This is a genomic window from Paenibacillus sp. FSL R5-192, assembly GCF_000517845.1.
In the GTDB taxonomy this organism is placed as follows: domain Bacteria; phylum Bacillota; class Bacilli; order Paenibacillales; family Paenibacillaceae; genus Paenibacillus; species Paenibacillus amylolyticus.
In genome coordinates, this window is record NZ_ASPR01000014.1 from 647,161 (window position 1) to 670,395 (window position 23,235).

Consider the following 23,235-nt stretch of genomic DNA (forward strand, 5'->3'; position numbering starts at 1 on the left):
ATATTCTAAAGCCGTAGTTCCTCTACATACAGGAGCTGCGGCTTTTTTGATTTACCTATGAAATCACTAAACAGAGGATAGAGCATTGATAATAAAATCATTGTATTTCAGAAAATTATAGATACAAAATGTATCATTTGTAATAAAATAAGAAAGTTGAAATTTAAAGAGAGGTTGGTGGGATGTATGAAAGAGCTTCAGAATATTTCGAACAACACAGTAAAACAAGTATGGGAGTGCCCTCGGATGGAAGTGCTGGATATCAGCGAGACCATGAACGGTGGACAGGGGATTTGGCAATATGTTTGGGACGGAGAATTCTGGAAGCTTGAACTTATGGTCAGTTAATTTAAGAGGTTAAAGAGCAATGTTTGATCAATAAAATAAATGAGGTGTAGTGAGAAGATGCAGACAAGTATCAAATGGATCATTCGACTAAGTACACTATCTTTATGTTTCATTTTGTTTGGAATCATGTATTCCGGAGTTTCTTATGCTACTGAATCTGACAATGCGGTTAGTGTGTCAGGTAAAGTGATTGATCGTCAGGGATTGCCTGTCAAGGACGCCACAGTCAAGTATTGGCTTGATTATGGGAATAAGGAACACAGCGTGGAGACAGATGAGAGTGGGAATTATCGTATTATTGAATCCGTTGAGAACTATACTGTATTTACCTTTTCAGTTGAAGCAGAGGGGTATGTGCCGTATCGACATTACACTTCCTATAGTTTAAGGGGTGGAGAGCAAATACAACTTGATTTTCGTATTTATGAGCCATCCACGATTGTAGGAACAGTCAAAGATCAGGCAGGCAGACCGGTTCCAGATGCTCGTATAAAAGTAACAAGTGTCTTTGATCGTATAGTGAAAACTGATCAGCAAGGTCGATATGCGGTTACAGGAATTGATTACGCCTATAATCCGAACATTGCAATATGGGTAGATGCCGATGATTATATGTTATATGAACAGGATCGCTTGGGTGTCCGGGAGGGAGGAACCTTGAGAATGGATGTTGTTTTGGCAGAGGCGGCACACGTGCGGGGAAAAGTTGTAGATGAGTCGGGCAATCCAGTAAGTGGGGCTAAAGTTAATGCTGGAGGTTCGGCAACAACAGATGCTCAAGGCAACTATTTAATAAAGCGCGTACCAACAGGGGCTAGAACGATAACGGGAGAAGCAGCAGGATATCTAAAAACGAGCCTGAGCGTTACTCTTGTAAAAGGAGATCATAATACGTTTAATATCGTACTTAAGAAGGATGCAGATTTTACACCTCCAGTAACCAAGTACAGATTAGTTCCTATTACAGATACTGTGAACGGGAAAATATACATCAAAGGATTTACATTCAGACTTCAGGCAACAGACGAAGTCAAAGGTTCGGGTGTAAAAACAACGCAATATCGAATCAACGGGGGAGAATGGAAAAACTATGAGGGACCCGTCAAGTTTTATGCCCCTGATGTCAAGGTGGTAGAGTACTATAGTACAGATGTTGCAGGTAACCAGGAGAAGTACAACAAAATGGATTTTATTAATGGCACATTTGAAGGGAATGGCACGTTTGAAGGGGAGAGTTACGACGATTGATTACTCGTTGATATGATATGTGAATAAATAACATGAGAATAAAAGACGGTTCTGACTTTATGATCCCTCGTGGTGAATCAAGATTCAGAGTCGTCTTTTCTGTTGGAATGACCCTAACGGTACTGACCTTGCCTCCCCTTTGAATCTCGTGATCAGATGGGTGTATAATCAAGAAGGTAAACTGGTATTTTATTATGTCATAAAGAAATTATATTGAATGTACAAGGCCGCGAATCACTATTGCGGTTGCAAATGATTTTATAAACAGGAGGTACGGCCGATGAGTAAAGCTACGAAAACAACAAATGAAGTCAGAAATGCGATTCAAAACCGTCGTACGGTGAAAAAATTCAAAAAAGAAGCTGTTCCTACACAGCAGATTATAGAATTGCTGGATACGGCAGTCTGGGCTCCTAATCATAAACTGCGTGAACCTTGGAGATTTTTGTTGTTTACCGGAAATGGACGGAAGAAACTGGCTGAGGCTATTGATGCAGAAATGGGAGAAGACAACAAATTCTCACCCAATATTATGCAAGTTCCATCCGTTATGCTTGTTGTGCTGGAAGAAGATCCAAGACAGAATATCTGGGACGAAGACTTCGCTGCGGTTAGTGCATTGGTTCAGAATTTTATGCTTGCAGCCTGGAGTGAAGACATTGGAACGTTCTGGGTGACCAAGCCATTCTTGTACGCTCCCAAATTCCGCAAACCGCTTGGAATAGAGGCGGGAGAGAAGATTGTAGGCATGATTTATATGGGATATCCTGATGTTATTCCTTCTGCCAAAGAACGCACACCAGCTAAGGACAAACTCACTCTTTTTGAATAATAGATTATTGTAGACCTTAGCTATATAAGATCCCCTTACGTTTACAGGGAAATCTACGTACAAGTACCTTTCTTCACAGAAGAGAAGGGCTTGTACGTTTTTTGTCATGTTGGCGTATCCGCATTGTAGAATCTGCATAAGGAATCCTTCTCGATCTTCCTCTGCTGTTTACAGTTTCATGCCCATTTCACTGCCTTTGGGTAAATCGGCCTGTTCTTCCCTCCATATGCTTCTAAAATAGCTTCAAAATAAATTAAGATCCAATTGACGATACTGGATGGCTTCAGCCACATGAGCTGTCACAATTTCACCTTCATGGTCCAGATCGGCAATTGTCTGTGCCATCTTGATAATCCGATCATGTGCACGCATGCTCAGGTTTAACGTTTGCAGCGTTTGCTCTAACAGTTGCTCTGCCTCTTGGGGGAGATGGATCGTTCGTCGCAAAAGCGTGCCCGAAAGCTGGCTATTCCAACGGACTGAACTTTTGGCATAACGTGTAGCCTGAATTTGATGAGCGTGGATCACTTTTGCCTGCATTTCTTCAGAGGAAGGAGAAGCAGCAGACTTGCGCCACTCGCCTGGTGGAGGAACCTCAACCTGAAGATCAATGCGGTCCAGCAGTGGTCCTGAAATTTTGGCTCGGTACGCGGCAACACGGGCTGGACTACATATGCAGCGTTGCTCCTCCGAATGAGCGGACAAATATCCGCAGGGACAGGGATTCATGGAACATGCAAGCATAAACTGGGCCGGAAAGGTGAAAGCAGCCCGTGCCCGACTAATTGTCACTGTGCGATCCTCTAACGGTTGCCTTAATACCTCCAGCACTTGGCGCTGGAATTCAGGTAATTCATCCAGAAACAATATGCCCCGGTGGGCAAGGCTCACTTCACCCGGTTTTGGGATACCACCGCCTCCAATCAGACCAGAGGTGGATATCGTGTGGTGAGGAGAGCGAAAAGGTCTGTCTGCAATCAGGCCTTGAGGCGCTTCTTTCAACTTGCCTGCGGCACTTAATACTTTGGTGACTTCCAACGCTTCATCTTCTGACAAAGGAGGAAGGATGGAGGGTAGACGTTTGATTAACATCGTTTTGCCCGTGCCTGGCGGTCCAACGAGCAGTATATTATGCATGCCGGCTGCAGCAATCATAAGCGCGCGTTTTACATGATGCTGCCCTAGAACATCACTATAGTCGTCTGCAAATAATGGTGTTTGTCTCGTCTTCCTATCCGCCATCTTATGAGTCTTATCAGTTATAGGAGCAGCGAGGTGTGCATAATTTTTCAACACGACTGGTCCTGCATTCGAATTATTTGGTATTCCCACTGAATTAGAGGGTTGATCTGGGTTTTCCGGAGCAATATCCTGTAAATGACGAATACCAAAAACCTGGATACCTCGAATCAGTGACGCTTCCTCCACGTTATCCAAAGGTAGGAGCACGGACGTAAAGCCTTGCCGTTTGGCCAGATCCACCATGGATAAAATGCCCGGCACGGACCTGATCGAACCGTCCAACGCCAGTTCGCCAACCACTAGTGTCCGTTCCTGGGGAGGAAGTACAAGCTGGCCGCTTGTCATAAGTAAACCAATAGCAATGGCTAGATCAAAGGAAGATCCTTCCTTGCGTAGATCAGCGGGGGCCAGATTGATTGTGATCCGCTGTAAAGGATACTGATATCCGCAGTTTTTAATCGCTGCACGGACACGTTCAACGGCCTCACGAATAGCTGAATCCGGTAAACCGATGATGGATGTCTGTGGCAGACCATTAGATAAATCGGTTTCCACCTCGATCAGAACACCATCGATTCCGTACAAACACGCACTGTGTAATTTTCCGTACATAACAAAGAAACACCTCACTCGATTCTTGACTCCGCATAATACGGGCCAGTCTACGAATTAAGGTGCTTCCTCAGCTTCTATTAAGCATTTTATATAAAAGGAATCATGGAGTCAACCTGTCATTATCATTGCTGTAGTCATCTTTCCTGATCCCTGAATTTTATTTCTGGAAGGAAATCATTAAATAGCTTTGGTGAAATGGTTACGTATAAACTTTCATTATGATTATTAAATTTGACCTGAGAAATCGTGAATCTGTTCGCTGGACTTATCTAATTATATTTATATTTTACGCAATCTAATTTATCATAATTAAATTGAATAGTAAAATCATTTGTGCTCAATTATTCTGTTTTTTTTCTATTTTGTGATAGTATAGATCTATAGTTCCCGTATTATTAGGAATAGATTGCACAATAGGCAGGTGAGAAAGACATATGCAGACTGACAGTTTGAAGCTGGATAACCAATTATGCTTTGCCATATATGCTTGTTCACGTGAGATTACGAAGATGTACCAGCCTTATCTGGAGGTACTTGGCGTAACGTATTCCCAGTATTTGGTGTTGATGGTTTTATGGGAACGTGAAGAATGTACGGTTAAGGAGATCGGGGAGGCTCTCTATCTCGATTCGGGAACGTTGACACCACTTCTCAAACGTTTGCAGTCAGCAGGACTTATTAATCGCGAACGCTCGGCTCAGGACGAACGAAAAGTATTAATTACACTAACCGACTCGGGTCGTGAGTTGCGGAACAAGGCATTATCCATACCTGAATCCATTCAGGGAGATGCGTGTTTGAACAGTACAGAGTTTGAAACATTGCTGGGTCAGTTCAAAGGATTGCTGGAGAAAGTTCACGAAACCAACACCAACGCAGCCAAAAAATAAAATGTAGTTTTACATCAAGGAAACCTCAGTTTTTAGCTGAGGTTTTTTCCATAAATACCCAAGCATTCACAATATGGGATCATACTCATATCAAAATACTGTCTATTAACCATTAGTTTTTTAAGGAAAGCGTTTTAAAAACGTGTTACAATGAATTGGGCTTGAGTGAAAATAGTCAACATTTGTCTTTTGTTAGTCTACCAACCCGCCTTGTTGCAGTCATGTTGATAGGAGGATTCGAGAATGAATATCCATGAATATCAAGGAAAAGAAGTACTGAAACAGTATGGAGTTACCGTTCCAAACGGAAAGGTTGCTTATACAGTCGATGAAGCGGTCGCGGCCGCTGAGGCATTGGGCAGTCCAGTGACTGTTGTCAAAGCACAGATTCACGCAGGTGGCCGGGGTAAAGCCGGCGGCGTAAAAGTGGCAAAGAGTACGGATGAAGTTCGTGCCTATGCTTCTGAAATTCTGGGCAAAGTATTGGTAACACACCAGACTGGACCAGAAGGTAAAGAAGTGAAACGTCTTCTGATTGAAGAAGGATGCGATATCCGCAAAGAGTATTATGTGGGTGTTGTTGTGGACCGTGCCACAGGCCGTGTAGTTATGATGGCTTCCGAAGAAGGCGGTACTGAGATTGAAGAAGTAGCTGAAGCTACACCTGAGAAAATTTTCAAAGAAATCATTGACCCTGCCATTGGATTGCAAGTGTTCCAGGCCCGTAAACTGGCCTACAGCATTAAGATTCCAAATGAACTGGTGAACAAAGCTGTTAAGTTCATGCTCGCGCTGTACACTGCATTTGTCGAAAAAGATTGCTCTATTGCAGAGATCAATCCTCTCGTTGTTACCGGAGATGGAAACGTTATCGCGCTAGATGCGAAATTAAACTTTGACTCCAACGCCCTGTTCCGTCACAAAGACATTTTGGAACTGCGTGACCTGGATGAAGAGGATGAAAAAGAAATCGAAGCTTCCAAATACGACCTCAGCTACATAGCACTTGATGGCAACATCGGCTGTATGGTCAATGGTGCGGGACTTGCGATGGCAACGATGGATATTATTAAATACTACGGTGGAGACCCGGCCAACTTCCTTGACGTTGGGGGCGGTGCAACAACAGAGAAGGTGACTGAAGCATTTAAGATCATCTTATCCGATGCCAAAGTAGCTGGGATCTTTGTTAACATCTTCGGTGGCATCATGCGCTGTGATGTTATCGCCAATGGTGTTGTTGAAGCCGCGAAGCAGCTTGGCCTGACCAAACCGCTGGTTGTTCGTCTTGAAGGAACTAACGTGGAGCTTGGCAAACGTATACTGGGTGAATCTGGCCTGAATATCGTTCCTGCTGATTCCATGGCCGATGGTGCACAGAAAATTGTTGCCCTCGTAAAATAAGTTCATTCCTTAGTACCGGAGCTGTCCGGGAATTGAAAAATAACCGTAAGGATGTGAAGCAACGTGAGTATTTTGATCGATAAAAATACAAAAGTCATTACGCAAGGCATTACGGGTTCAACGGGAATGTTCCACACGAAGGGCGCATTGGACTACGGAACCCAGATGGTAGGCGGAGTTACACCGGGTAAAGGCGGAACTAATGTGGATATCACGTTGGAAGACGGTACAGTAGCTAGTCTGCCGGTGTTCAACACTGTGCAGGAAGCGAAGGAAGCTACAGGCGCAACAGCGAGCGTCATTTACGTTCCTCCTGCATTTGCAGCAGATTCCATTATGGAAGCTGTTGATGCTGAGCTGGACCTCGTGATCTGTATTACAGAAGGTATTCCGGTTCTTGACATGATCAAGGTTGACCGCTTCATGGAAGGTAAAAATACCGTCCTGATCGGACCAAACTGTCCAGGTGTCATTACACCAGGCGAATGTAAAATCGGTATCATGCCTGGTTATATCCATATGGCAGGGCACGTAGGCGTTGTTTCCCGTAGTGGAACACTTACCTATGAAGCCGTTCATCAACTGACGACACGTGGCATTGGACAATCTTCTGCTGTAGGAATCGGGGGAGACCCTGTAAAAGGCTCCGAGTTCATTGATATCCTCAAACGGTTCAATGAAGATCCACAGACTCATGCGGTCATCATGATTGGTGAGATTGGTGGTACAGCTGAAGAGGATGCTGCAGATTGGGTACGTGAAAACATGACCAAACCGGTTGTTGGCTTTATCGGTGGCGTAACAGCGCCTCCAGGCAAACGGATGGGCCATGCTGGCGCTATTATCTCTGGCGGTAAAGGTACAGCCAAAGAGAAGATTGCGAAGCTGGAATCATGTGGAATCAAAGTAGCACCAACTCCTGCTGAGATGGGTTCGACTTTGGTGAGTGTACTTGAGGAACGCGGTATTTTGAATTTGTGCACGACACATTAATTCTTTTTCGTTATAATAGAAGAAACGGCTCGGAAATGATTTATTTCTGGTAGACCGACTATTATGGTTACGGAAAAGGTAAGCAACCTTTTGTCCTTGAACAGGGCGAAGGGTTGCTTTTTTGCGTTTTTTTTTACGGAAAAAGGGGGAGGAATTGTCTCTCATCTGCGTAAACGCTTGCATTCCGTGGTCACTTAACACACAATATGAGGGAAGATCTCTTCCCGCTTTGGGAGGTTTATGGTATGAAAGAAAGATGGATCTTGTTTGGGTTACATGAGATGGAGGGCATTGGCAAGAAAACAATCTCGAAACTGATTCTGGGACAACATGAATTACCCGAACTATTGAATTATGGGGAAAGCGACTGGGTCGCAGCAGGCTTGCGCAAAGATCAAGCTGCACGTTTGGCTAGCCAATTTACTATCGACTGGATCGAGAGTAAAAGAGAACACGTTTACAATCAGGGGATAGAGGTTATTACTTATCTGGATCAGAATTATCCCATATTAATGAAGGAAACCGTTCAGCCTCCCTGGGTAATGTATGCTCGAGGGGATGTTAGTTTGCTTCACAATTCGTCTATTGCCATGGTGGGAACTCGTATGCCAACCGTGTATGGGCGCAAAGTTGGAGAAAAGCTTGCAGAGCAATTATGCAATGCAGGACTGACGATTGTAAGCGGGCTTGCCCGCGGTATTGATAGCGTATGTCATGAGGCAGTACTACGTGCCAAAGGAAAAACGATTGCAGTATTTGGAACAGGGATTGATAATATATACCCACCCGAAAATACAAGCCTCGCTGAACGAATCGCGGAGACAGGGCTGCTTTTGTCGGAATATCCACCAGGTACGAGAGCGCGCCAGGGATTATTTCCGGAACGGAATCGAATCATTGCCGGTCTGACACTGGGAACATTGGTTGTTGAGGCTGACATTCGCAGTGGTTCACTCATTACAGCAGATGCTGCGCTTGAAGCAGGCAGGGATGTATTTGCAGTCCCTGGACCTATTACATCGCCGAAAAGTCGGGGAGCACACAATCTTATCCGTCAAGGGGCCAAATTGGTCACTTGTGCAGCAGATGTATTGGAAGAGTATCGATTGGGCTTGCCAAATGCAGAACAACTTCCTTACAATAGAGGACGTTCGACCGAAACAAGCGAGCCTTCCAGGCGTGGGATATTCGCTGAGGTTAAGCTCTCTCCAGATGAACAACGTGTGATTTATCTGTTGGAACAGGGAGAACAATCATTGGATCAACTGGTTGAGCTGCTTGGTTGGGATTTTGGACATTTGCATTCAGTTCTGTTATCTTTAATCATAAAAAAGCAGATTAGCCAATTACCAGGCACTAAATACGCGAGGGTATGACGAAGCTACAACTTACGTAGTGCGTGGAAATATATAATTAGCAGAAGTTATTAACTATGCATAAGCTTACAGAAACAGTTTCATGACAGTTTCATGACTGAGAGGAGGATGAACCTATGGCGGATGCACTCGTAATCGTGGAGTCGCCCTCAAAGGCGAAGACGATAGGCAAATATTTAGGCAGCAAGTTCATCGTAAAAGCTTCGATGGGGCATATTCGCGATTTGCCAAAGAGTCAGATCGGCGTTGAGGTAGAGAATGATTTTAATCCGAAATATATTACGATCCGCGGCAAAGGTTCAATTTTGAAAGAACTGAAGGATGCACGGAAGAAAGTGAAAAAAGTGTATCTCGCAGCTGACCCGGATCGCGAAGGTGAGGCTATCGCATGGCATTTGGCCCATGCCCTTGAACTGGACGATACGGCAGATTGCCGGGTAGTATTTAATGAAATTACAAAACAGGCGGTCAAAGATGCGTTCAAAACGCCGCGGAAAATCAATATGGATTTGGTTAACGCGCAGCAGGCAAGACGTATTCTGGATCGGCTCGTTGGATATAAAATTAGTCCGTTATTATGGAAGAAAGTGAAAAAAGGTTTGTCTGCAGGCCGGGTTCAGTCCGTGGCTGTTAAAATCATTTTAGATCGTGAAAATGAAATTGATGATTTTGAGCCGGAAGAATACTGGAGCATTACCGCCAAGCTGACAGCAGACGGCAATCCGTTTGAAGCCAAGTTTCATAAACTGAACGGGGCCAAAACAGAGCTGGGCAGTGAAGAGGAAGTGCAAGCGATCCTGAAACAGATCGAAGGTGCAGACTTTACGATCAAGGAAGTTAAAGAGAAAGAACGGAGCCGTAATCCCTCCGCCCCGTTTACGACAAGTTCTCTGCAACAGGAAGCGGCGCGTAAATTGAATTTCAGAGCTTCCAAGACGATGTCGGTCGCCCAACAACTATATGAAGGTGTAGACCTTGGAAAAGAAGGCACAGTAGGTCTCATCACGTATATGCGTACGGACTCCACACGAATTGCGGCATCTGCACAAGAAGAAGCCAAAGAATATATCGTTGGTAAGTATGGTGAGCCATTTGCACCTGAGACTCCACGAAACTATTCCAAAAAAGCAGCTAATGCTCAGGATGCGCATGAAGCGATTCGTCCAACTTCAATTCTGCGTGACCCTGACTCAATCAAGTCATTCATGAGTCGCGATCAGTTCCGGTTGTACAAACTGGTATGGGAACGTTTTGTTGCGAGCCAGATGTCTTCGGCTATCCTGGATACACTCTCTGTAGATATTGCTGCGGGGGACACCATTTTCCGTGCAGCAGGTTCGAAGGTACGATTCCAAGGTTTCATGAAGGTATATGTTGAAGGAAACGACGATGGTACAACCGATGAAGATCGTCTGTTGCCCCCGTTGAAAAGTGGAGATGTGCTTGAGAAGCAGGAGATTGAGCCAAAACAGCATTTTACACAACCGCCACCCCGATATACGGAGGCAAGGTTGGTTAAGACGCTTGAGGAATTGGGTATAGGGCGTCCGAGTACATATGCGCCAACACTGGAGACCATTCAGAAGCGCGGATATGTTGCAATTGAGGAAAAGAAATTCATGCCGACCGAGCTGGGTGAACTGGTCATCGAACAGATGGAAGAGTTTTTCCCGGAAATCCTGAATGTAGAGTTCACCGCAAACATGGAAGGTGATCTTGACCATGTGGAGGAAGGTTCGGAGGATTGGGTCAAGGTACTCGCAGAATTCTATGAATCTTTTGAGAAACGCCTTGAGTTTGCGGAAGAAGAAATGAAAGAAATCGAGATTGAAGACGAAGTATCCGATGAGATCTGTGAGAAGTGCGGCAAACCGCTGGTTTATAAACTCGGACGTTTTGGCAAGTTTCTTGCGTGCTCGGGCTTCCCTGATTGCCGGAATACCAAACCGATTATCAAGGATATCGGCGTGACTTGTCCGAAGTGTAAGGAAGGTCATGTTGTTGAGCGTCGTAGCAAAAAAGGACGTATTTTCTACGGTTGTGACAAATATCCTGAATGTGATTTTGTCTCATGGGACAGACCTTCAGCCAAACCATGTCCAAGTTGCGGATCGCTAATGATTGAAAAGCGGAACAAAAAGGGAGCACGATTGCAGTGTACTTCATGTGATCATCAGGAGCCGGTGGATGAACCGGATGACGAATCAGCAGATTAGTATATATGTGAATCAATACAATTATAGTGAAATATGAAATTGCTTTATGGGGGTAAATGATTTTGACGAATGAACAACAAGTAACCGTTATTGGTGCCGGGCTGGCAGGAACAGAAGCGGCCTGGCAGATTGCAAGTCGCGGCGTACGCGTGAAATTATACGAGATGAGACCTGTTGTGAAAACGCCAGCCCATCATACGGATAAATTTGCAGAACTGGTATGTAGCAACTCGCTTCGTGCGAATGGATTGACCAATGCAGTGGGTGTGTTAAAAGAAGAAATGAGAATGCTCAATTCTCTCGTATTGTCAGCAGCAGACAAACATGCAGTTCCCGCAGGTGGGGCACTTGCTGTGGACCGGGATGGATTTTCAGGTGAGATTACATCCACGTTGCACCAGCATCCGCTCATCGAAGTGGTGAATGAGGAATTAACTTCTCTGCCGGAAGATGGCATCGTTGTTGTTGCAACGGGGCCGCTGACCTCACCTGCCTTGTCTGAGCAAATCAAGGCACTAATGGGGGAAGAGTATTTCTACTTCTATGATGCAGCTGCACCGATCATCGAAAAAGATTCAATTGATATGAATAAAGTGTATCTGGCTTCCCGTTATGATAAGGGTGAAGCGGCATATCTGAACTGTCCGATGACAGAAGAAGAGTTTGATGTCTTCTATGAAGCTCTCATTACTGCTGAAGTCGCTCAATTGAAAGAGTTCGAGAAAGAAATCTACTTTGAAGGCTGTATGCCAATCGAAGTGATGATGAAACGCGGAAAACAGACGGCTCTGTTTGGTCCGATGAAACCGGTAGGTCTGGTTAACCCTCATACAGGAGAGTTGCCACATGCGGTTGTTCAGCTTAGACAGGACAATGCAGCTGGAACCCTGTATAACTTGGTGGGCTTCCAGACGCATCTGAAATGGGGAGAACAGAAACGTGTCTTTTCCCTTATTCCTGGACTTGAAAATGCAGAGTTCGTTCGTTATGGCGTAATGCACCGTAATACATTTATTAACTCTCCTAAACTGCTTCTTCCGACGTATCAGTTTAAAGAGCGTCCAAACCTGTTCTTTGCAGGTCAGATGACGGGTGTAGAAGGATATGTGGAATCTGCTGCATCAGGGCTGATTGCCGGCATGAACGCAGCCAAAGCAGCACTTGGGCAGGAACTGGTGGTATTGCCCGTAGAAACAACACTTGGCAGTATGGCTCAGTATATTACAACTGCTGACTTCAAGCACTTCCAACCAATGAACGCAAACTTTGGTTTGCTGCCGAAGCTTGAAACGAAGATTCGTAACAAAAAGGAAAAAAATGAAGCTCTTGCACAGCGTGCCCTGGATGGCATCACCAGTTTTGCTGCGGCAGAAGGTCTAACTGTTCCGGAACGCGTATAAATTATTCGTGGGAGGATGCTGATATCATGGATATGTCATTTCATGCTACAACGATCTGTGCTGTTCGTCATAATGGTAAGGCTGCAATCGCAGGAGATGGTCAGGTGACCATGGGCCAAAGTGTTGTGATGAAGAATACAGCCAAGAAGGTAAGACGTTTGTACCGCGGACAGGTTGTTGCTGGCTTTGCTGGTTCTGTGGCGGATGCGATCACCCTGTTTGAGAAATTCGAAGGTAAGCTCGAGGAGCACCATGGTAACTTGCAACGTGCTGCTGTAGAGCTTGCCAAGGATTGGCGTCAGGATCGGATCTTGCGTAAGCTTGAGGCACTCTTGATTGTGATGGACAAATCAGGTATGCTGCTCATTTCAGGCGGCGGGGAGATAATTGAACCGGATGATGACGTTATTGCTATCGGATCAGGTGGAAACTTTGCCTTATCTGCTGCGCGTGCGTTGAAACGTCATGCAGTAAACCTGGAAGCGAAAGATATTGCGCGTGAATCACTTCAGATTGCCTCGGAGCTATGTGTATATACCAATAATAATATTATTGTAGAAGAGTTATAAGCCAAAGAAATCTCCCGTAGTGGAGCATGATTCTGTAATCTGCTCCAGGACGTCTAGGGGATTCTTTGTCCTTGTTAGGAAAAATAAATTCAACATACTGGTAGGAGGGAAGCAATATGAATACTCAAGCGTTAACACCGAGACAGATTGTTGCAGAGCTTGACAAGTATATTGTAGGTCAAAAGAAAGCTAAAAAATCGGTAGCTGTAGCCCTTCGTAATCGATATCGGCGTAGCCTTTTGCCTGAGCACACTCAGGACGACATTGTGCCTAAAAATATCTTGATGATTGGACCTACCGGTGTGGGTAAAACGGAAATCGCCCGTCGCCTTGCTAAACTGGTAGGTGCGCCATTTGTGAAAGTGGAAGCTACCAAGTTCACTGAAGTAGGTTACGTTGGCCGTGACGTTGAATCGATGGTGCGTGATCTGATTGAGACATCACTGCGGATGGTGAAGTTGGAGCGGACTGAAAAAGTGAAGGACAAAGCTGAAGAAGCTGCCAATGAGCGAATTGTACATATTTTGGCTCCTTCACAGTCTAAGTCCAAGAGTCAGCGTAATCCCTTTGAGATGATCTTTGGTAATAATGGCAACAACGTTCAGGAACAGGATGAGCCAGAACCGGATACTGGGGTTGCCGAACGCCGCCGTAAGATCAAGTTTGATCTGTTGTCCGGCAAGCTGGAGGATGACATCATTGAGATTGATGTCGAAGACACTGCGCCTAACATGATGGACATGTTTGCTGGACAAGGTAATGATCAGATGGGCATGAATATGCAGGAGATGTTTGGTAGCCTCTTACCTCGTCGTACGAAAAAGCGCAAGCTCGCCATCAAAGAAGCGCGCAAAGTGTTGACCCAGGAAGAAGCAGGCAAATTGATCGATATGGATGATGTTACCCAAGAGTCCATTCGTCGAGCAGAGCAGACAGGTATCATTTTCATAGATGAAATTGACAAGGTCGCCAGTCAAGGGCGCGGTAGTGGTCCTGATGTATCCCGTGAGGGTGTGCAACGTGACATACTGCCTATCGTAGAGGGCTCTACAGTAATGACGAAATATGGTCCTGTCAAAACGGATTATATTCTGTTTATGGCAGCTGGCGCATTCCATGTCGCCAAACCCTCTGATTTGATTCCTGAGCTTCAGGGACGCTTCCCAATTCGTGTGGAACTAAGCAGTCTAACACTGGAGGAGTTTGTATCCATTCTGACTGAACCCCAAAATGCACTGACCAAGCAGTATGTTGATCTGTTGCGCACAGAGAATATTGAGATTGAGTTCTCGGATGAGGCTATTCGCGAGATTGCCAAATTGGCTGAATCCGTCAATCAAAATACAGAAAATATAGGTGCACGTCGATTGCATACGATTCTTGAGAAGCTTTTGGAGGATTTATCCTTTGAGGCACCTGAGCTTACACTGGAACGTATGGTGATTACTCCGGAGTATGTCCGGGAGAAATTAAATGATATTGCGCTTGATCGTGATTTGAGTCAGTATATCCTGTAACATGCGGCTGCGGCTAGTAATGTAGTTGTTAAAATGATGTTATAAATGAACGGTATGCAAGAGAGTAGAGAACATTTGTGTGATCGACAAAGGGAAGCGATCCTTTAACGAATCACAAAGGCCCTCTTACTTAACGCATATCGTTTATTTTTGTTTCTATCTAAAGGATTTTGATGTTACAACCGATAAAAGATGTGTGGTTGTTATACGGATCGACAAAACCTAGGACTTGTGCCGCATGTATCCGGAGTTAAAACCTATCGGAGTGGTAGTTATTCTTCCATTCCATACCCAATGATTCCCATTAAAAGAATTTTCCTTATTCCAAGTCTGGTCATCGGTTTAGTCGACAGATTGGTAAATGTTGCGTAAATGCGCAAAATGATGAATTGTTGAAAAGTTTGAAGCCACTAATTGTTTTCTTAAAATTAAAATATATAGACCCCACTGAATTGTTAAGAAAGTGTTGTGTGGGCAAGACGAGTTTTCTTTATTCTTGAAAGATAATTTGTCAATTGATTAATATACAGCTTTGTATGTATACCTATCATATTGTCCTTAAACCCTTAGTATGACGGCAAAAAATTCTAACATTATCAACTATGAAATATTCGGAAATATACATAATTACGGGCGTTATAAGCTCATGCTGAGACTCGAATTTTTTTTTTTATTTTAAGAATGTTAAAGAACAATAAGGGAGAGTATTAACATACTTTTGTTTTGGGCCCGAACATTTACGAAAAAATTCATAATTTGCAGAAAATACACAAAAAGCCCCGTCTTTCAGAAAAGATAGGGCTTTTTTCTTATTGTAATAAATCCCAAACTCGAAGAAACTTATGTTATACGACAACATCAGAGTTAATTCTACTTAAGTCCTAGAAAACCGTGTAAAGACGAATGTTTTTGTCGAAAAAAACATAAGAATTTTTAAGGGAAAAGATACAATCTTTTTCCATAACTTCTAAAGAGAGGAGGGAGATTGTGAATCTTTTAAACGATATCAGCTTTAAAAGATTACAAGGTGCACTCGATGCGTCCAATATCAGACAACGAACAATTGCTGACAACATCGCGAACGCCGACACCCCGTATTTCAAGCGCTCGGACGTTTCTTTTGAAGAAATGTTGCAAGGGCAAATGAATGGAGATATGCCTGTTCTTAAGGGTAAAGTAACTGATGCAAGGCATTTTGTCATAGGTCCTTCCTCTTCCGTACCCACGCCAGTAGTTAATATGGACCAGTCAACCTCCATGAATAACAACGAAAACAATGTCGATATAGACAGAGAAATGAGTCTTCTGGCGGAGAATCAGTTACGTTATAACGCTTATATTCAGCAAGTGAACGAACAAATTAAAATCATGCGTGTTGGCGTGGAAGGGAGATAACCTAAATTGAACATTAGTAATAGTTTTAGTATCAGTAGCTCAGCTCTGACAGCCCAACGGTTGCGGATGGACGTAATATCTTCCAACATTGCCAACGCAGAGACTACGCGCGCGAGCGTATCCAATGGTGAAGCGGTCCCTTACAAACGTAAAATGGTTGTGCTTGAGCCGAATAAAACGTCATTTGGTACGATGCTGCAAAATCAGATGAGAGGTAGCGGTTCAGGAGATGGCGTAAGAGTAACGGAGATTCGCGAGGATCAGTCACCTCTGAAGCCTGTGTATGACCCTTCTCATCCGGATGCAAACGCAGAAGGATATGTATTTATGCCTAATGTAGATATTGCGAAAGAAATGGTCGACATGATCTCTGCTTCGCGTTCATATGAAGCAAACGTAACAGCACTGAATTCAACCAAAGCGATGATCTCCAAAGCTTTGGAGATTGGAAGATAATCTGCTTAGAAATGAAAATAAGAAAAATACAAACCAGGGATGAAGGGGAGGGACATTAATGATTCAGAACAACATGTTTAGCACACAGGGGATACAACCGCTACAGATGAAGAGTGCAACCGAAAGTAAGCCTTCTACACCAGCCGAAACCATTCAGAGCTTCGGTACATACTTACAGAATGCATTAGGGTCCGTTGCAGCACAGGAGGCTCAATCGCATGAAATGTCGAATCAATTTTTGGTCGGCAAAGCGAATGTGGATCAGGTGATGATTGCTTCCGAACAGGCCTTGTTAAGCCTACAACTCACAACTCAAGTCCGAAACAAAGTGGTCGAAGCATACCAAGAAGTTATGCGAACGCAGTTATAAAATAACCTACTTGCGCTTCGATAATAGCGCTGATCATTACAACAAAGCAGCTGCGATGCTGCTCCTGATCGTCAACCTATGAAACGGCTAGGGTTGAGTAAGGACAGACTAAGCAAAGTTTCGGATGGGGTGACAGAGTGAATGAGAGAATCGCCCAGTACAGGGATAAGGCATCCCAGTATTGGAATAGTTTTAGCAAAAAGCAAAAAGTATTATTTATATCCACCTTCCTGTTCCTGATTTTGGCTGCAGTTGTACTCACGATGCAATTGTCCAAAACGGAATATGAAGTTGCTTTTACAGATTTGAATGCAAGTGATTCAGCGGGCGTGATCAGTTATCTCGATTCATCTAGCATTCCATACAAATTAAGTTCAGATGGCAAGACCATATCCGTACCGAGTACAAGTGTTGCAATTGCAAAAGTGAATGTTGGATCTCAAGGGATTATTCAGAATGGTTCATTAGGGTATAAGTCATTCGAGGAGTCATCATCCCCCATCGGGATGACGGATAAAGAGTTTGATGTAAAGTACAACAACGCTATAAACGGAGAAGTTGAACAGTTACTTCAGCGGATGCAAGGGATACAGGATGCTAAAGTACTGGTTAATATGCCGAAAGATAACATCTTTGCTGGTTTGGAAGAACAAGACAAAGCATCAGCATCGGTAGCTCTCCAATTCAAACCGGGTTATCATCCAAATCAGGCAGCGGTAGATGGCTACTTTAACTTGGTTAAGACTGCAATTCCTAATCTGCCTGTTGAGAACATCACAATTACAAACACAGATGAAGCAGAATTGATCCCAACTGCCCGAGGTGGCAGTGGCGGGTTGTCTTCCGAAGTTCAAGAGAACATGGCACTACAGAAAAAGTTTGAAAACGATGTCCGTAATAACGTAAAACAATTCCTTTCCCAGATTGTAGGCGAAGACAAAGTTAATGTTTTGGTAGCCTCCAAGCTTAATTTTGACAAAGAAACACGTAAGGAAAATCTGGTCACACCTGTTGATGTAGATAATATGAAAGGCATCGAGATCAGTGTGCAGGAGATTCAAAAGAGCTACACTGGCGCAAGCAATCCAACAGGTGGTGTTGCTGGCACAGGACAAGAGGAAGTTCCGGGTTACCCATCATCTGATGCAACCGGTAACTCTACCTCCGAAGAATCATCAAGCACTATAAACTACGATGTTAATCGAATCGCTAAGGATATTATTTCCAGTCCGTATACTGTAAAAGACTTAACCATTAACGTTGCAGTTGAACCACCGAATGGAGAAACAGAATTACAGGGACCGGTTCAGGACGCAATTGAGAACATTTTGGTTAACATTGTTCGTGCTTCACTGGCAGACTCAGGCACTGTAATAAGTGACGCCGATCTGACAAAGAAAGTTTCAGTCATGTCACAAGGCTTCCAGACTGCCTCTGCAGACAATACAGGTTTCCAGCTTTCCTCAACGATGATGTGGGGTGGAGGCGCACTCATAGCGGCATTGATCGCAGCGGTAGTTATTTTGTTAGTACGCCGTCGCCGCAAACAAAACGAAGTCGAAGAAGAAGAGATTCCTCTTCCAATAGCAACAGAGTTCCCGTCCATTACGCTGGACAGTGTAACGAACGAAAGTCAGGTGCGCAAACAATTGGAGAGTTTGGCCAAGAAAAAGCCAGACGAATTCGTCAATCTGCTGCGTACATGGCTGGCTGACGAATAGAGGTGAGCGCATTGGCAAAGGCAAGCAGTCAAGGTTTGACTGGCAAACAAAAAGCAGCAATATTGTTGATTACATTAGGTCCGGAAGTATCGGCTCAGATATTCAAACATCTGCGTGATGAGGAGATTGAGCAACTTACGTTGGAGATTGCCAACGTTCGCAAAGTTGATTCTTCCGAAAAGGATATGATCATGGCCGAGTTTCACCAGATCTGTCTGGCGCAGGAATATATCTCTCAGGGCGGTATCAATTACGCCAGAGAAATCCTGGAGAAAGCTCTGGGTTCATCAAAAGCACTTGAAGTCATTAATCGTTTGACAGCTACGCTGCAAGTCAGACCATTTGACTTTGCGCGCAAAGCAGATCCGAATCAAATTTTGAACTTTATTCAGAATGAAAGCCCGCAAACGATTGCCCTAGTTCTGTCTTACCTGCAATTCGAACAGGCAGCAGCGATTCTATCATCCTTGCCACAAGAGAAACAGGCAGATGTCGCTCGCCGGGTGGCTGTTATGGATAGTACTTCGCCGGAAGTCATCTCTCAAGTGGAGCGGGTTCTGGAACAGAAGTTATCCTCTACCGTAACGCAGGATTACACCAATGCAGGTGGTATCGAATCGATCGTTCAGATTCTGAACGGAGTCGATCGGGGTACAGAACGTACCATTTTGGACTCGCTTGAAATTCAGGATCCAGAGCTTGCAGAGGAAATCAAAAAACGCATGTTTGTATTCGAAGATATCGTCAATGTGGATGATCGTTCGATTCAGCGCATTATTCGGGATATCGACAACGCAGATTTGCAGTTGGCACTCAAAGTGGCAAGCGAAGAAGTTCGGGATGCCGTGTTCCGGAATATGTCGAAACGGATGTCCGAGACATTCAAAGAAGAGATGGAATTCATGGGACCTGTGCGATTGCGTGATGTTGAGGAAGCTCAGACACGTATCGTAGGAACGATACGCAGATTGGAAGAAGCCGGTGAGATCATTATCGCACGCGGTGGAGGAGATGATATCATTGTCTAATTTGATTAAATCTTTCCAGTATGTACCCGTTGATGACCGTAAAAAACTTGAAAATCATCATCATTATGGTGGTGCTGAGGAGTCTGAAACGGAATTATACGGTGATAGTGCTGAAGGTTCTGAGGCAGAAACGCTTCAAGCACGCGTGGACGAAGAAACACAACGTCTTACCGCAGAAATGCTGGAAGATGCCAAGGAGTTTGCAGAAAAGCAAGTACGTGAAGCTTCAGAAGAGGCAGAGCGCATGCTTCAAGAGGCCCGTGAACAGATCGACAGCTGGTGGCAGGAACAACGACAACAGGATGAACATCTGACTGAAGCGCTTCGTTCACAAGGTTTCCAACAGGGTTTTGAGGAAGGCAAAGTACAAGCTGAACTGGATCTCCAGGTGCAGATCGAAAAGATGATGATTGAAGCCCAGGAAGTGCTCAAGGAAGCTTATGTAGCTAAAGATCAGATCATTCAGGAAGCCGAACCGTTCCTCGTGGAGCTCGCTTGCGGGATCGCTGAGAAAGTCATTGATAAGCAACTTACCATTGAACCCGATCATACATTGGAACTGATTCGTCAGAGTTTGTCACGTAAACGGGAGCAGGGTTTGATCACACTCTGTGTGGCACCTGATCAGTTTACTTTTGTACAGGCAGCTCGTGAAGAATTGTCTCTATCTATTGACTCTCAGGCAGAATTGCAGATTTTGCCTGATTCAACGGTCAAAGATAAGGGATGTGTCATTCGTTCTTCGTTCGGAAGTGTAGATGCGAGAATTGATACACAGCTTGCTGAGATTAAAAAAGAACTGGTCCGCATAGCACTTGAGGATGAGGAGCGAAAAAATCAACATGAAGGTTCTTAGTTCACAGCGATATATGGAACATTTGCGCCAATTCGATCCTGTTCGTATTAACGGCAAAGTTACTCAGGTCATTGGTCTTATGGTGGAGTCAGAAGGGCCAGATGCAAGTATCGGTGACGTATGTTATATCTATCCTGGTAAATCGGCTAAGCCTCTTCAGGCCGAAGTTGTTGGGTTTCGAGATAACAAAGTGCTGCTTATGCCACTGGGTGAACTTCAATCCATCGGTCCTGGTTGCGATGTAGTAGGTACGGGTAAACCACTCGGCGTTCAGGTAGGCTCCGAATTGCTCGGTAAAGTATTGGACGGACTTGGACAACCGCTGGACGGTTCCCTCCTTCCATCCAGAATGCCGATGTACTCTACCTCCAATACACCGGTTAATCCAATGGATCGTCCGCGTGTACTTGAAACGATGGGTGTTGGTGTAAGAGCTATCGACGGATTGTTGACCGTAGGTAAGGGACAGCGTGTAGGTATTTTTGCCGGTTCTGGTGTTGGTAAGAGTACATTGATGGGCATGATTGCTCGTAATACAGCAGCAGATGTCAATGTCATCGCGCTTGTGGGTGAGCGTGGACGTGAGGTGCGCGACTTTATTGAACGGGATCTGGGTCCGGAAGGACTGGAACGCTCCGTAGTCATTGTTGCAACTTCAGATCAGCCTGCCCTGATTCGGATTAAGGGAGCAGTTATTGCGACCACTATTGCAGAGTATTTCCGAGATCGTGGAATGAACGTGATGCTCATGATGGATTCGGTAACTCGATATGCGATGGCACAAAGGGAAGTTGGTCTGGCCGTAGGTGAACCTCCGGCAATGAGAGGATATACGCCATCGGTTTTTGCAAGTTTGCCCAAACTGCTTGAACGGGCAGGCACAGGGCCTACGGGTTCGATTACAGCCTTTTACACCGTTCTGGTTGATGGAGATGACATGAACGAACCAATCGCGGATGCGGTAAGGGGTATTCTGGATGGACACATTGTGTTAAATCGATCCATTGCAAATAAAGGTCATTTTCCAGCGATTGATGTGTTAGCCAGCATAAGCCGTGTTATGAAGGATATTGCTCCGGAAGAGCAGCTGGAAGCCGTTAATAATATGAAACGTTTGATGGCTGTGTACAAAGAATCGGAAGATTTGATCAATATTGGAGCTTACCAGCGGGGATCAAATGCAGCCATAGATGAATCGATAGACCAGATTGATAGTATATGGAACTTTACCAAGCAGAAAGTCGACGAGAAAGTCACTTTAAGTGAAGTACAGGAACGTTTGATTCTTGAATTTGCAAGGAGATGAATGGGTAAACGATGAAATTTCGATATCATTTCCAGAAAGTTGTTGACCTGAAGAGTAATGAAAAAACACAGGCAGAGTGGATGTTATCCACAGCGATCGGTAAACTTCAGACGGAGGAAGAACATCTGATACAACTTCTTAATGATAGAAGTAATCTGATCGGCATTATCCAATCTGCTACGGAAAATACAGCGTCTGTAAACAGTCTGCAGGAGATGCAGCGTTATGTACATCACCTTGACGAGTGCATTTCACGCAAAAACAGTGATGTTAAACATGCTCAGGTCAACGTGCAACGGAATCAGACGTTTCTGAACGGTAAGATGGTTGATGAAAAAGTATGGCTTGGAGCGAGAGACAAGGCCAAGATCAAATTTCAGCAGGAGATGCTCCTCCGGGAACAGAACGATCTGGACGAGATGGCTACTGTACGCTTCGCTGCCAAAGCCGGACGCGCGAATTGATGTGAGCCGGACGCGAAGTTGTCTCGTGAAGGAGGAATAAACGATGGCTGTTAAAGATGATAGCGACATGGAAAAAGAGTCGGGAGGCGGTTGGGAAAAGTTTCTGATGATTTCAATCCCGATTGTATTCACCGTAGTATTGCTAGGTGTACTACTTACGCTGTTTAATGTAGATATTCGTAATAATTTGTTTGAATTCGCCAACAAGATACCGGTAGTCAAGGAATGGGTACCTGATCCTGTACTGGATCCGGAGAAGGAGAAGCTGGAGAAGAGTGAGCAGCAGGTTGAAAGTGCTGAAGCCACAATCGAAAAGCTGAAATCCCAAGTAACTGCCAAAGAAACAGAGCTCAAGGCAGCACAGGAAGCGACAACAACTGAAGCAAAGAAGGCCACGGACCTTCAGAAGAAGTTGGATGATGCGGAAAAAGCGGCTGAAACGGCTACAGCAGCAACGCCGGAAACGGAATCTGATTATCAGAAACAAATCAAAGATTTGGCTAAAATGTATGCTGACATGAGCCCAAGCAAAGCTGCACCGATTTTGCAAAATATGACGAATGAGGAAATGGTATTGTTGTTGAATGCCATGCAGTCATCTGCTCGGACCAAGGTGCTTGAAAAGATGGACCCGAAAACAGCAGCCGATGTCACCATGATGATGAAGGATGCCAAACCGTCCGGGGATCTGGCGCTGGATGCGCTGCAATCCAGATTGAAGAAAGAAACCACAGCAACTTCAACTGCATCCACAACCACAAGCAAAAACCTGGATAAAAACCAGCTTAGTCAAACATTTGCTTCGATGTCTGCTTCAAGTGGTGCCAAGTTATTATTGGAAACATACAAGTTAAGTCCTGACAAAACATTGACCATCCTGAATTCAGTAGATGATGCAACACGCTCTCAATTGCTTGAGAACATGTCTTCAGAGGACTCGGTTGAAACTGCAAAAATTTTGAACAAATTAATGGGCAACAAGTAGATCG

Annotated in this window: 21 protein-coding genes; 20 read left to right on the forward strand and 1 reads right to left on the reverse strand. The window is 44.5% G+C overall.

Features of this window, described 5'->3' with window-relative positions; all coding sequences use genetic code 11:
• The first annotated feature begins 186 nt into the window (after positions 1–186).
• The 3 genes from C161_RS32335 (at position 187) to C161_RS11250 (ending at position 2,428) form a co-directional block, all read left to right on the forward strand.
• Positions 187–348, forward strand: a complete 162-nt coding sequence (locus C161_RS32335; protein WP_143781352.1) for a paeninodin family lasso peptide — start codon at positions 187–189, stop codon at positions 346–348.
• Between the two features lie 57 nt (positions 349–405).
• Positions 406–1,596, forward strand: coding sequence for a carboxypeptidase-like regulatory domain-containing protein (locus C161_RS11245; RefSeq protein ID WP_036670356.1), 1,191 nt, complete (start codon positions 406–408; stop codon positions 1,594–1,596).
• A 280-nt stretch (positions 1,597–1,876) separates the two neighbouring features.
• Positions 1,877–2,428 carry a nitroreductase family protein gene (locus C161_RS11250; RefSeq protein ID WP_036609391.1) on the forward strand — a complete coding sequence of 184 codons (552 nt, stop codon included), beginning with the start codon at positions 1,877–1,879 and terminating at the stop codon, positions 2,426–2,428.
• Positions 2,429–2,671: 243 nt separating this feature from the next.
• On the opposite strand, the gene C161_RS11255 is transcribed toward C161_RS11250, so the two are convergent.
• A complete protein-coding gene (locus C161_RS11255) occupies positions 2,672–4,282 on the reverse strand; it encodes a YifB family Mg chelatase-like AAA ATPase (protein ID WP_036609389.1) in 1,611 nt (536 codons plus the stop codon).
• Positions 4,283–4,719: 437 nt separating this feature from the next.
• Here C161_RS11255 and C161_RS11260 point away from each other — a divergent pair, with 437 nt between their 5' ends.
• The 17 genes from C161_RS11260 to C161_RS11340 all read left to right on the forward strand — a co-directional run bounded on the left by C161_RS11260 (position 4,720) and on the right by C161_RS11340 (position 23,231).
• Positions 4,720–5,175: a MarR family winged helix-turn-helix transcriptional regulator gene (locus tag C161_RS11260; protein ID WP_036609387.1), complete on the forward strand. Its 456-nt coding sequence runs from the start codon at positions 4,720–4,722 to the stop codon at positions 5,173–5,175.
• A gap of 243 nt (positions 5,176–5,418) precedes the next feature.
• Entirely contained in the window at positions 5,419–6,579 is a 1,161-nt protein-coding gene (gene sucC, locus C161_RS11265; RefSeq protein WP_036609384.1) for an ADP-forming succinate--CoA ligase subunit beta, read from the forward strand.
• 63 nt (positions 6,580–6,642) lie between these two features.
• On the forward strand, positions 6,643–7,572 hold the full coding sequence (gene sucD, locus C161_RS11270) for a succinate--CoA ligase subunit alpha (protein ID WP_036609382.1): 930 nt from the start codon (positions 6,643–6,645) through the stop codon (positions 7,570–7,572).
• Between the two features lie 245 nt (positions 7,573–7,817).
• Positions 7,818–8,948: a DNA-processing protein DprA gene (gene dprA / locus C161_RS11275; protein WP_036609380.1), complete on the forward strand. Its 1,131-nt coding sequence runs from the start codon at positions 7,818–7,820 to the stop codon at positions 8,946–8,948.
• Between the two features lie 116 nt (positions 8,949–9,064).
• Entirely contained in the window at positions 9,065–11,164 is a 2,100-nt protein-coding gene (gene topA / locus C161_RS11280) for a type I DNA topoisomerase (RefSeq protein WP_036609379.1), read from the forward strand.
• 56 nt (positions 11,165–11,220) lie between these two features.
• A complete protein-coding gene (gene trmFO / locus C161_RS11285) occupies positions 11,221–12,564 on the forward strand; it encodes an FADH(2)-oxidizing methylenetetrahydrofolate--tRNA-(uracil(54)-C(5))-methyltransferase TrmFO (protein ID WP_370511405.1) in 1,344 nt (447 codons plus the stop codon).
• A gap of 26 nt (positions 12,565–12,590) precedes the next feature.
• Positions 12,591–13,133 carry an ATP-dependent protease subunit HslV gene (gene hslV, locus C161_RS11290; protein ID WP_017689194.1) on the forward strand — a complete coding sequence of 181 codons (543 nt, stop codon included), beginning with the start codon at positions 12,591–12,593 and terminating at the stop codon, positions 13,131–13,133.
• A 116-nt stretch (positions 13,134–13,249) separates the two neighbouring features.
• Positions 13,250–14,650, forward strand: coding sequence for an ATP-dependent protease ATPase subunit HslU (gene hslU, locus C161_RS11295; protein WP_036609375.1), 1,401 nt, complete (start codon positions 13,250–13,252; stop codon positions 14,648–14,650).
• Positions 14,651–15,637: 987 nt separating this feature from the next.
• Positions 15,638–16,045 (forward strand): flagellar basal body rod protein FlgB, encoded by a 408-nt coding sequence (gene flgB / locus C161_RS11300; protein WP_036670359.1) that lies wholly within the window; start codon positions 15,638–15,640, stop codon positions 16,043–16,045.
• A 6-nt stretch (positions 16,046–16,051) separates the two neighbouring features.
• On the forward strand, positions 16,052–16,501 hold the full coding sequence (gene flgC / locus C161_RS11305; RefSeq protein WP_017689191.1) for a flagellar basal body rod protein FlgC: 450 nt from the start codon (positions 16,052–16,054) through the stop codon (positions 16,499–16,501).
• Positions 16,502–16,559: 58 nt separating this feature from the next.
• A complete protein-coding gene (gene fliE / locus C161_RS11310) occupies positions 16,560–16,871 on the forward strand; it encodes a flagellar hook-basal body complex protein FliE (protein ID WP_017689190.1) in 312 nt (103 codons plus the stop codon).
• A 137-nt stretch (positions 16,872–17,008) separates the two neighbouring features.
• Positions 17,009–18,592, forward strand: a complete 1,584-nt coding sequence (gene fliF / locus C161_RS11315) for a flagellar basal-body MS-ring/collar protein FliF (protein WP_036609370.1) — start codon at positions 17,009–17,011, stop codon at positions 18,590–18,592.
• An 11-nt stretch (positions 18,593–18,603) separates the two neighbouring features.
• On the forward strand, positions 18,604–19,620 hold the full coding sequence (fliG, locus tag C161_RS11320; protein WP_036609368.1) for a flagellar motor switch protein FliG: 1,017 nt from the start codon (positions 18,604–18,606) through the stop codon (positions 19,618–19,620).
• Entirely contained in the window at positions 19,613–20,476 is an 864-nt protein-coding gene (locus C161_RS11325) for a FliH/SctL family protein (RefSeq protein WP_036609366.1), read from the forward strand. Before fliG ends, C161_RS11325 begins: the two co-directional genes overlap by 8 nt.
• Positions 20,463–21,782 (forward strand): flagellar protein export ATPase FliI, encoded by a 1,320-nt coding sequence (gene fliI / locus C161_RS11330; RefSeq protein ID WP_036609365.1) that lies wholly within the window; start codon positions 20,463–20,465, stop codon positions 21,780–21,782. Before C161_RS11325 ends, fliI begins: the two co-directional genes overlap by 14 nt.
• A gap of 11 nt (positions 21,783–21,793) precedes the next feature.
• Complete coding sequence (fliJ, locus tag C161_RS11335; RefSeq protein ID WP_036670362.1) at positions 21,794–22,246, forward strand: flagellar export protein FliJ; 453 nt, start codon at positions 21,794–21,796, stop codon at positions 22,244–22,246.
• 43 nt (positions 22,247–22,289) lie between these two features.
• Positions 22,290–23,231, forward strand: coding sequence for a MotE family protein (locus tag C161_RS11340; RefSeq protein WP_036670365.1), 942 nt, complete (start codon positions 22,290–22,292; stop codon positions 23,229–23,231).
• Positions 23,232–23,235: the final 4 nt, after the last annotated feature.

Bases quoted from the DNA above. Each gene is read 5' to 3' on its own strand.
- C161_RS32335 (WP_143781352.1), top strand. From the start codon at position 187: ATGAAAGAGCTTCAGAATATTTCGAACAACACAGTAAAACAAGTATGG.
- C161_RS11245 (WP_036670356.1), top strand. From the start codon at position 406: ATGCAGACAAGTATCAAATGGATCATTCGACTAAGTACACTATCTTTA.
- C161_RS11250 (WP_036609391.1), top strand. From the start codon at position 1,877: ATGAGTAAAGCTACGAAAACAACAAATGAAGTCAGAAATGCGATTCAA.
- C161_RS11255 (WP_036609389.1), bottom strand. From the start codon at position 4,282: ATGTACGGAAAATTACACAGTGCGTGTTTGTACGGAATCGATGGTGTT.
- C161_RS11260 (WP_036609387.1), top strand. From the start codon at position 4,720: ATGCAGACTGACAGTTTGAAGCTGGATAACCAATTATGCTTTGCCATA.
- sucC (WP_036609384.1), top strand. From the start codon at position 5,419: ATGAATATCCATGAATATCAAGGAAAAGAAGTACTGAAACAGTATGGA.
- dprA (WP_036609380.1), top strand. From the start codon at position 7,818: ATGAAAGAAAGATGGATCTTGTTTGGGTTACATGAGATGGAGGGCATT.
- topA (WP_036609379.1), top strand. From the start codon at position 9,065: ATGGCGGATGCACTCGTAATCGTGGAGTCGCCCTCAAAGGCGAAGACG.
- trmFO (WP_370511405.1), top strand. From the start codon at position 11,221: ATGATTTTGACGAATGAACAACAAGTAACCGTTATTGGTGCCGGGCTG.
- hslV (WP_017689194.1), top strand. From the start codon at position 12,591: ATGGATATGTCATTTCATGCTACAACGATCTGTGCTGTTCGTCATAAT.
- hslU (WP_036609375.1), top strand. From the start codon at position 13,250: ATGAATACTCAAGCGTTAACACCGAGACAGATTGTTGCAGAGCTTGAC.
- fliE (WP_017689190.1), top strand. From the start codon at position 16,560: ATGATTCAGAACAACATGTTTAGCACACAGGGGATACAACCGCTACAG.
- fliI (WP_036609365.1), top strand. From the start codon at position 20,463: ATGAAGGTTCTTAGTTCACAGCGATATATGGAACATTTGCGCCAATTC.
- fliJ (WP_036670362.1), top strand. From the start codon at position 21,794: ATGAAATTTCGATATCATTTCCAGAAAGTTGTTGACCTGAAGAGTAAT.
- C161_RS11340 (WP_036670365.1), top strand. From the start codon at position 22,290: ATGGCTGTTAAAGATGATAGCGACATGGAAAAAGAGTCGGGAGGCGGT.